Raw genomic sequence first — 10,275 nt, forward strand, 5'->3', positions numbered from 1 at the left:
TTAATCCTCCAGCCGGTAACCGATTTTGTAGATGGTCTTAATGTGATCCTGCAGGTGAAGCTTCTTGCGCAGCGATTTGATATGCATATCGACCGTTCTTGTTTCCCCGTAATAGTCGCTCCCCCATATTTTATCAATGAACTGCTCCCTGGTTAGGGCGATGTTCTTATTCCTCAGCAGCACAATCAGCAGATCGTACTCCTTCGGAGTCAGCTCGACGGGTTCCCCTTGCAGGGTCACTTCTCTTTTGTTCAAGTCCGCTTGAAGGTTCTGAAACTCTATGACGCGTTCTTCTTTGCCGTACCTGCGCAGTACGGTTTCGATCCGGGCCAGCAGCTCGATGGCTTCGAACGGTTTGACCATGTAGTCGTCGGCCCCCAGCCTCAGTCCGTTGACTTTGTCGTACACCGAATTTTTCGCCGTCAGAAAAATAACCGGGATTCCGCAGGACTGAATTTTTTCCATCAACGCAAATCCGTCCAGCTTAGGGATCATGACATCCAGCAGGATGAGATCGAATTTGTCTTGTTTTACCGCATCGAGCGCGGATAAACCGTCGTAGACTTCTGCCGTCGCATAGTTCACGATGTTGAGATTCATTTTAATGATGTTGGAAATATGGATATCGTCTTCCACGATCAAAATCTTTTTCTGCATCCGGTAATCCCCTACTTTTAGTTTGAGCTTCTGCTATCTTCTATATGATAACGCACCGCCATTAAACATGCACACGGCATGTATGCCTCCAATCGTCTCCAATCGCCTCCAAAGGTTCGGAAACACGGAAGGAACCCGGCAAACTTCATCGGCAAAAAAAACCGCATCTTATAAATAAGATGCGGTTAATCCTCCGGATTCGTCCGGCTGAGTTTTTATTTACGGGTTGTTATTTATTTCCAAACTTCCCGTCCGTTCACTTTCTTGTACTCATGGTAGATGGAAGCCTCCATCACGTCTTTATATCCCCAGAAGGCGGAAGGGACATCGGACCATGCCTGCGGGGTTCCCGCAGGAACACTATCCGGATTCCGGTCGAGGAGCTTGTTGAAAATGACGACCGCCTGCGCCCGGGTAAGCGCCTGATCCGGTCTGAACGTACCGTCCTCGAATCCCGAAAGCAGTCCGGCTTTCTCGGCTTTCCGGATATTTTCGGCGGCCCAGTGGCCTTGCAGGTCTGTGAAGGCGGAAGCTCCCTGCACGCCCGGAAGCTGTCTCAGCTTCACGAGAATCGTGGCCATTTCGGCACGCGTCAGGATGCGCTCCGGATTAAACTTGCCGTCCGGGTATCCGTCCATAAGCTTGCTGTCGAAAACAGCCGCAACGGACTTGGAAGCCCAGTGCGAGGCCGGAACATCCGCAAACCGGATTTCGGAAGCTGCGGAAGTTTCTTTAGCGAAGAGCCTCTCCAATATGGTTGCCAGCTCCGCCCGTGAAATCCCCTTGCCTGGCTGGAAAGTCCCGTCCGGGTAGCCTTCCATGTAAGGCTTATGTTGGTGGTACGTCCCCGAAGGTTTCAGAGCGATATCGAATTTTAAAGAAGTAAAATCTTTCGCAACGATTCCGCTGCCCCGGTCGCTTCTGCTGTCGTAGCTTTCATAACCGGCTTTTTCGGCGATCAGATAGTAGGCCCCGTCCGGATATACGAGCCATCCGTAACGGCCGTCACTCGAAGTGGTTTGGGCATTCTTGTTCTGTCCCGGCAGCATTTTCGCAAGTTCCGGCAAAGAAACCGGCGTTCCCGCGATTTTTCCGGCAGAACGATTTTTTTCCGTATCGGCCCAATACAGGGTCACCTTGACTCCCGCAAGAGCGGCGCCTGTGACCGAGTCGCGGACCGTCCCGAACGGATCGATTTTTTGCGTCCGGAACACGGCCGTATCCGAGCTTACTGTAAGCGTACCTGTCGTTCCGGCAAGCTTTTCGCCATTAGGAGCGGTTAAGGAAAGAATCATTTTATAAGTTCCGGCGGAAAGCGAGTACAGCGTAAACTTTCCTGAAGTATTGACGCTTACGTTTTGCTTGAAAAGCGCAGCGCCGTCGGTGCTGTAAATGTCCGCAAGCATCGTCAAGTTATCTCCGATTAGCTTGGTGAAGGACTCGTTAAGCACCTCTCCCGAGGAGGAAACGACCTCGATGCGTCCGTCGATCGCGCGCTCCGTTGAGCCTCCTCCACCTCCACCGCCGCCACCGCTGCTTTCGCGTGTAAACGTGACGGTGTAGGTTTTGGCGGTCCCGTTCTGTGCGGTAACGACAACCGTAACCGGATTGGCGCCGACGCTCAGCGGGATCTGACGGCTGCTTCCGGACGGTACGGCAACGCCGTTAACCGATATCGCAGCGGTGGAATCCGCAGCCGTCGGCGTTACCGTAACTTCCGTCACCGAATGGTTGACGGAAGCCGTGTATGCCGTCACCGCCGGAGTAAATGCCGGTGTCAGGGAACCTGCGCTTACGGCCAGACCGCTGAGGTCCGCATTGCCCGACGGAGGAACGGCCCGGGTGACGATGATCACGTAGGAATTCTTCGTTCCGTCCTGGGCTGTAACCTCGATTGTAATGGTGTTGGTTCCTGTTGCAACCGGAACGATTTCAGAGCTTCCGGCAGTCAGGATGTGTCCGTTAACCGATACGGATGCCGTGCTGTCGGCAGTCGCCGGTGTTACCGTTACCTCGGTTGTACCGTGGGCTATATCCGCCGTATAACTGGTCTGCGTTCCGGCAAAAACCGGGCTAAGCGTGCCGGGGCTGATCGTCAGCCCGCTTAACAGCGCATTACTGGAAGGCGGTGCTTGCCGGTTGATCGTGACCGTATAGGTCTTCGTCGTTCCGTCCTGCGCCGTCACAAGGATCGTGACCGGATTCGCCCCCGTGATCAACGGGATATTGACGGTCTGCCCGCTCGCAGCGGGATTTCCGCCGATGGTCATCGTCGCGGTAAGATCCGCAAGCTGTGCGGCGAGATCCAGATCGTACACATCCGATGCCACGGTGGCCGTGTACAGTCTCGTTCCTGCGGCGAAGGCAGGTGTCAGCGCCCCCTTGCTCAGCGTCAGAGTGCTGAGATCCGCGTTGCTTGAAGCTGCGCGGGTGACCGTAACGGTATACGTTTTAAGCGTGTTGTCTTGCGCTTTAACGACAATCGTGATCGGGTTATCGCCCACATTCAGCGCAGCCGCTTTGGGGGTTCCGCTGGCTACGGCGTCTCCGTTCACGGTGATTGAAGCGGCCCCATCCGCAGTTACGGCCGTTATGTCTATTCCGGCCGAAGCGTTCGGTACAGCCGCCGTGTAGCTAAGCTGTCCCGGATCAAATGCAGGCGTCAGAGTTCCCTCGCTTAGCGAGATGCCGCTTAAATCCGCGTTGCCTGATGCGGCGCGGGTGATCGTCAACGTGTACGTTTTGATGCTCCCGTTCTGCGCCGTCACCTGGACTTCTATCGTATTGGCCCCTACATTCAAAGAGACGGCAGAAGCGGCTCCGCTCGTCACCGGTGTTCCGTCCACCTTGACGGAAGCCGTGCTGTCCGCTGCCGCAGGTGTAACGTCAACCGTGTTCACAGTGTTGGCCACATTTACCGTATAGGCCGTGGTTCCCGATGCGAAGGCCGGGTTGAGCGTGCCTGCGCTTAGCGCCAGGGAGCTTAAATCCGCATTGCCCGATAGCGGTGCGGCGCGTTTTACCGTCACCGTGTACGTTTCGCTAGTCGTTCCGTCCTGTGCCGTCACTATAACGGTGACCGTGTTGTCGCCGACGTTGAGCGACACCGGAACCGCCGTGCCGCTTGGCACCGATTGACCGTTCACGGTCATGGTTGCCGTGCCGTCCGCGACTACCGGCGTCATATCAATGCTCGATACGCCGGTTGCCACTTGCGCCGTATAGCTTGTAGTGCCGGAGGCAAAGACCGGGCTTAACGTGCCCGCACTTAGCGTTAAGTTGTTCAAGAGCGCGTTGTCGGATGGTGCCCGGTTTATCGTCAACGTATACGTTTTGGGCGTACCGTCCTGTGCGGTGACGAGCAGTGTAACCGTATTGTTGCCCACGTTCAACGAGACGGGAACCGGAGTACCGCTTGCCGTTGCAGCGCCGTTGACTTTAAGCGTCGCCGTGCCGTCCGCCACCGCCGGTGTGACGTCCAAACCGGAGACACTGTTCGGAACGTTCACCGTATAACTCGTAGTGCCCGGTGCAAAAACGGGGCTTAACGATGCGCCTCCGCTTAGCGTGATTCCGCTCAGATCGGCATTATTGGAGCCCGCCGCCCTGGTTACTGAAACCGTATAAGTCTTCGTCGCACCATTCTCTGCCGTAACGAGAACAGTGACCGTGTTAGACCCTACGTTCAGCGATACGGAAGATGCACTCCCGCTCGCGACAGTATGGCCGTTGACTGTAACCGCAGCATGGCTGTCCGCCACTGTAGGCGTTACGTCAAGAGTAGTGACTCCATAGGCCACACTGGACGTGTACGTAATCGTACCGGAGGCAAAACCGGGATTTAAGGCGGCTCCGCTCAGAACCAAGTTACTTAAATCGGCATTGCCGGATAACGGCACCGCTCGGGTAACCGTGACCGTATAGCTCTTCTGTGTCGTGCCGTCCTGCGCCGTTACCAGAACGGTGATGGTGTTGGCTCCCACGTTCAGCGATACAGATGACGGGCTGCCACTGGCAACCGTGCTGCCGTTCACTTTAACCGTCGCCGTGCCGTCCGCAAGGGTCGGCGTTACGTTGATGCTCGCTACGCTGTCCGCCACATTCGCCGTATAGCTCGTCGTGCCAGAGGCGAAAGACGGGTTGAGCGTTCCGGCGCTTAACGTTAAGCCGTTCAAGTCGGCATTGTTGGATGCCGCACGGGTTACCGTTATCGTATAGGTCTTTTGTGTCGTGCCGTCCTGCGCCGTTACCAGAACGGTAATGGTGTTGGCACCCACGTTAAGCGATACGGGGGTCGGACTGCCGCTGGCAGCGGTACTGCCGTTCACCTTAAGCGTTGCCGTGCCGTCCGCAAGTGTCGGCGTTACATTGACGCTCGTCACGTTATTTGCCACTCCGGCCGTGTAGCCCGTCGTGCCGGAGGCAAAAACCGGGTTCAGCGTTCCCGCGCTGAGCGTTAAGCCGCTCAAATCCGCATTGGCGGAGGCCGCTCGCGTTACGGTGACCGTGTAGGTCTTCTGCGTCGTGCCATCCTCCGCCGTTACCAGAACGGTAATGGTGTTGGCGCCCACGTTCAGCGATACGGGCGAAGGACTGCCGCTGGCAGCCGAGCTGCCGTTCACTTTAACCGTCGCCGTGCCATCCGCAAGTGTTGGCGTTACGTCGACGCTCGTCACGTTGTTTGCCACACCGGCCGTATAGCTCGTCGTACCCGAGCTGAAGGTCGGATTGAGCGTTGCCGCGCTGAGCGTTAGGCCGCTCAAATCGGCATTCGTGGATGCCGCACGCGTTACCTCGACCGTATACGTCTTCTTGGTCGTGCCGTCCTGTGCGGTGACCTCAATCGTAATGGTGTTGGCACCCACGTTCAGCGATACGGGCGAAGGACTGCCGCTGGCCACCGTACTGCCGTTTACTTTAACCGTTGCCGTGCTATCTGCAACCGTCGGGGTTACATTAATACTTGCCGTGCCGTATGACACATCGGCCGTATAGCCGCTTGTTGTTCCTGACGCAAACACCGGGCTGAGCGTCCCCGCGCTTAATATTAAATTGCTCAGGTTGGCGTTTGTAGAAAACGTGTTATACTGTGTCAGCATTGTGCCGGATCCCCCAACAGCGATAAACCTTCCGTTAGCAAAACCCACATGGTTTAAAAAATCGCCGCCCGTTTTCTCCGGACTCCATGTAATGCCGTCGGGAGAGGAGGCTATCGTTCCGGGTCCCCCTCCCGTATCGCCTACGGCCACAAATTTGTTCGCGCCATAAGCAATGCCGTATAAATTCATCCCGGCCACGGAGACCGTTCTGGGTGTCCAGGTGATTCCGTCGGAGGAAGTAAGCACCCTCTGATTTGACCCGCCGGCAACGAATTGGCCGGCTCCGTAATTAACGCCCATCAAGTCTTCCGGGCTGCCCGAACGCGTCGTCCAGGTGATCCCGTCGGGAGAAGTTCGTATCGTGCCGGAACCGCCAACCGCAACGAACAAACCGCCTCCATACGTAACGCTGTAAAAATTGGCCGCAGTTCCCGAAGTCCTGGGGGTCCAAACGATACCGTCCGGAGAGCTCAGAATCACCCCGCTATACCCCGCGATGACCCATACGGTGCCGTTATATGCAGCCGCACTCAGACTGGCGGATGCCCCCGTCGTGCGAACCGTCCAGGTTACGGCATCGGGCGAGGTCGCGATTTTACCGCTCGCTCCCGTAACAATCCACTGGCTTCCGGCATAGGTTACCCCTACCGCCGACGAAAGAGCAATGGTTGTCTTGCTCCAGCTTTGCCCGTCGGATGACGTCATAATCGTACCCATGTTACCGACGGCCACCCATTTTCCGTTTCCGTAAGCAACCTGGTTTAAATCCGTTCCCGCATTGTTAGGAACCGTATCCCATGTGCCTGCCGCCTCCGCGGTACCTATCCAGTTCCCCGCACCGCCGGTACCAGCGACAAGCAGGAAGACCAGGGCTATCCGCAGAAAGCGGCCCCACAATCCCGTTTTGCCCAACTCCTTCATGTGAACCTCCCATTTCGATTGATAAAGGTATGACTGAATCTATGCCGTCTGGCTGTTTAAACGCGAAATTGATTTTCATCCCCCCATAAGATCGCCGGAATACAAGTCCTCGTTTTGAGACTTAATTACATTTTAATAGAAAAGGAAGAAAAACTCACCAAAAAAATAAAGACAAACAGCCTATTGCATGTCACAAAATGTATATATTTTGTAGAAACCTTGTGGTATTCTGAAATGGAAAATAGTTCTTAACTCCTGAAGAGGGAGGTCCCCTGTGTTAAAAAAAATGTCTGAGCCGGAAGACCAGCCGTTTCTGTTTGAGCTTTATTGCGGCTCCAGGATGGCGGAAGTGCGGGCTTGGGGCTGGGACGAAGCAACCCTGCGGACTTTTCTTCACATGCAGTACAGCGCCCAGAGCGCTTCTTACCGGCAGCAGTATCCCGAAGCGGAGTCGTACATCGTCTGCCAAGACGGTCAACGGGCCGGAAGAATTCTGATCCACCGGACGCCCATCTGTATAAGAATTGTGGATATCACCATCCTCCCGCAATTCCAAAATCAAGGACTCGGTACAAAGTTGCTTCAAACCCTCATGGAAGAAGCACGTGAACAAAACCTTCCGCTCCGGCTTTCCGTACTTAGAACCGGCAGAGCGCTGGCCCTGTATGAACGGCTGGGCTTTCAAAACGCGGGAGAGAACGACATGTATCTGGCTATGGAATGGAATCACGAAACTTGTAAAGAAGGTGACCGCTCATGAGTGAATCTTATTTAGGCGAAATACGGATGTTCGGAGGCAATTACCCGCCGCAAGGATGGGCGCTGTGCAACGGCCAGCTTTTGAGCATTGCGGAGAACGAAGCTCTATTTGTTCTGCTTGGCACGACCTATGGAGGAGACGGACGAACCACGTTCGGACTGCCGGATTTAATGGGCCGCATCCCGGTTCATCCGAATCAGACGTACATCCGGGGATCGAAGGGCGGCACGGAAACCGTGACGCTGAACCAGACGCAGCTGCCTCAGCATACCCATATCCCCTATGCGACAGCAAATCCAGGTACGGAAAACTCTCCGGCCAATAACACCTGGGCAACCGCCATCACCCAGAACTATGCGTCTTCCGGCACGACAACGCCCATGAATCCGCAGACCCTTTACTCCGTCGGCGGCAATCAACCGCACGACAATATGATGCCATCGGCTGTCATTACTTTCATCATCTCTCTTTACGGGGTTTTCCCGCCGCAACCTTAAACACAGTTGATCATATAAGGAGGAACTAACTATGTCCGAACCATTTGTGGGGGAAATCCGGTTGTTCGCCAACAACTACGCTCCGCGCGGCTGGGCTTTTTGCGAGGGACAAACCCTTTCCATTAACGGAAACCAGGCTCTTTACTCTCTGATCGGAACCGTTTACGGAGGCGACGGTAGAACAAACTTTAAACTTCCCGATCTTCGGGGCCGTGTCCCGATTCACGTAGGCACCACCAATCCTTTGGGTCAGTCCGAAGGAGAAGCATCTCATACGCTTACTATCAATGAGATGCCTGCTCATACACATCAAGTGTTCGCTTCGGGGAATCCCGGTTCCACCTTTGCTCCCGCAGCTAACGTTTGGGCCGATGAAACGGCCCTATACGAACCCCCTTCGACTCCTGCCGTTTCGATGAACGCAGGCGCCCTGTCCATCGCCGGACAAAGTCAGCCGCACAGCAACATGCAGCCGTATCTGGTCGCTAACTTCGCCATCGCCCTAGTCGGCATTTATCCTTCGAGGAACTAAAGAGAGGAGCACTATTTTATGGCTGACGCTTACCTAGGAGAAATCCGCATATTTGCAGGTAATTTTGCACCGAGAGGCTGGGCGCTCTGCAACGGGCAGCTCATGTCGGTTTCCCAAAACAGCGCTCTTTTCGCCATCTTGGGTGTCCAATACGGCGGAGACGGCAAAACCACATTCGCCCTGCCGAATTTAATGGGCAAAGCTCCGATGCACCAAGGCGCCGGGCAGGGACTGACTCCGCGCGTTGTCGGTAAGTCGGTCGGCTCGCCTGCCGTGACTCTGCTTACGACGGAAATCCCTTCGCATACTCACATTCCCCAATCGGTGAATGCCCCAGGCAGCGATACAAACCCGACGGGGAATTTCTGGGCGCAATCTCCGCCCGAAGGCCGGCCCGGCCGGGAAACGCAGCGGAATCTATACGATCCCACTCCGAATGTACAAATGAATCCGCTCAATATTTCCGTTACCGGCGGCAGCCAGCCGCATAACAACATGCAGCCTTATCTTGCGATGAATTTTATCATCTGTTTGAGCGGGGAATTTCCGCCCAGACAGTAAACGGGTAAGAAAAAAGCCTTCCGTCTGTTCTGAAGTGCACCCCTTAGTGGGGTGCATTTTTTATACCAATGAGGAGAGAAAAAAATTCAAGAACTGCACGGAGGAAATGAAGTGGGAAGCGATTACGCCTGCATGTTGTGAGATTTTACAGCGACCGAACTCAACACGAAATGGATAACCGACGTTACTCGGTATTGGGACGGAGCTAGGTGGCCATACCTTTCGGCCCTCAAGGATCTGTTTGATAATGAGATCGCAGCCAGTCAAACGAGCGAGTACACGCAATGACTATGAGTTCGTTCTTCAAACGCTTAAAAGGCGTTAAAAGAGCAAAAAAGACGTGTACTGGGAATCCTTGATCATTCATAGCGATCAAGGATTCCAGTATACGTCTCATGCCTGCCACCACGTGCTGCCGGAAGTTGGCGCCCAAATCAGCATGTCCAGGTGAGGCAATTGTTTAAACAATGCCTTCATGGAGAGCCTCTTCTCGCATTTCCAAACGGAAGGGCTCTATCTGTATGAATCCGAAGCCTATCTTTGCTCAAAGTCTCTTGATTTCGATGGAATGGAATTTTCAGTACTTTACCTTTCAAGACTATAAAAGCTCATTTGTCCAGAGGCGTTACTTGTCCTAATCCATAGCCTATCGCTGTTTTGGCCCCCACTCCATACTCGCTTAATGCGCAGATTACCCGCTCTTGTATCATATGGAGCTGGTCTTTCGTAAATTCGTCTGGACTGCCGTTCACTCCGATATAAATACCGAATCTCGTACGAGTAACGGCGACCAACGGCAGGATTGTCGGACTGATTTGATCGAGCGGCGACGTTTTCCCTTTCTGATCATAATAGGCTTTATAATGAGGGGTTTGCACATCCTCGACAATTTCGAACGAATCAACGGGATAAGCATCCAGAAAAATCAGCTTGCCGCAGGATGCGGAATCGTCGTCCGCTCCCGTTCCGAAGCATTGGCGGAAAAACTCGTCCTGATTAGCTTTCTCTTCCCGCCCCTCGAACTCCTCATGTATCCAGCCGTTTCGAATGACACCTTTAAGCGAGCTGCCGGGCACATACGGAATGCCGTACGTCCAATGAAGCGTCAGGGGACTTATTGTCGTGTACGGAGTCGAACTGCCCATTCCAAGCAGAAGCTTGTCTGTCGTTCTGTAGGAAAACTTCAAATAGCCCGCCAACTGCGAAACAATTAGCTCCTGGCGCTTTTTGAGGGATTGTAAGAGTGGA

The 10,275-nt window shown here is 54.4% G+C and carries 7 protein-coding genes; 4 read left to right on the plus strand and 3 right to left on the minus strand.

Annotated elements, in window-relative coordinates; translation table 11 throughout:
* Positions 1 to 657, minus strand: coding sequence for a response regulator transcription factor (locus AC2TF6_RS21440; protein ID WP_218229322.1), 657 nt, complete (start codon positions 655 to 657; stop codon positions 1 to 3).
* Between the two features lie 233 nt (positions 658 to 890).
* Entirely contained in the window at positions 891 to 6,677 is a 5,787-nt protein-coding gene (locus AC2TF6_RS21445) for a cadherin-like beta sandwich domain-containing protein (RefSeq protein WP_491308410.1), read from the minus strand.
* A 274-nt stretch (positions 6,678 to 6,951) separates the two neighbouring features.
* Here AC2TF6_RS21445 and AC2TF6_RS21450 point away from each other — a divergent pair, with 274 nt between their 5' ends.
* Genes AC2TF6_RS21450 through AC2TF6_RS21465 form a run of 4 tightly spaced genes read left to right on the plus strand, consistent with a single transcriptional unit; the run spans position 6,952 to position 9,027 of the window.
* Positions 6,952 to 7,437 carry a GNAT family N-acetyltransferase gene (locus tag AC2TF6_RS21450; RefSeq protein WP_491308411.1) on the plus strand — a complete coding sequence of 162 codons (486 nt, stop codon included), beginning with the start codon at positions 6,952 to 6,954 and terminating at the stop codon, positions 7,435 to 7,437.
* Positions 7,434 to 7,934 (plus strand): phage tail protein, encoded by a 501-nt coding sequence (locus tag AC2TF6_RS21455; protein WP_491308412.1) that lies wholly within the window; start codon positions 7,434 to 7,436, stop codon positions 7,932 to 7,934. Before AC2TF6_RS21450 ends, AC2TF6_RS21455 begins: the two co-directional genes overlap by 4 nt.
* 31 nt (positions 7,935 to 7,965) lie before the next feature.
* Positions 7,966 to 8,466 (plus strand): phage tail protein, encoded by a 501-nt coding sequence (locus tag AC2TF6_RS21460; RefSeq protein ID WP_491308413.1) that lies wholly within the window; start codon positions 7,966 to 7,968, stop codon positions 8,464 to 8,466.
* An 18-nt stretch (positions 8,467 to 8,484) separates the two neighbouring features.
* A complete protein-coding gene (locus AC2TF6_RS21465) occupies positions 8,485 to 9,027 on the plus strand; it encodes a phage tail protein (RefSeq protein ID WP_491308414.1) in 543 nt (180 codons plus the stop codon).
* A 608-nt stretch (positions 9,028 to 9,635) separates the two neighbouring features.
* Here the strand turns inward: AC2TF6_RS21465 and cmr6 are convergent.
* The gene (gene cmr6, locus AC2TF6_RS21470; RefSeq protein ID WP_491308415.1) at positions 9,636 to 10,226 is read right to left on the minus strand and encodes a type III-B CRISPR module RAMP protein Cmr6; all 591 of its coding nucleotides are present in this window, start codon (positions 10,224 to 10,226) and stop codon (positions 9,636 to 9,638) included.
* Between the last annotated feature and the right edge of the window lie 49 nt (positions 10,227 to 10,275).

The organism is Paenibacillus sp. JNUCC 35 (assembly GCF_058269095.1).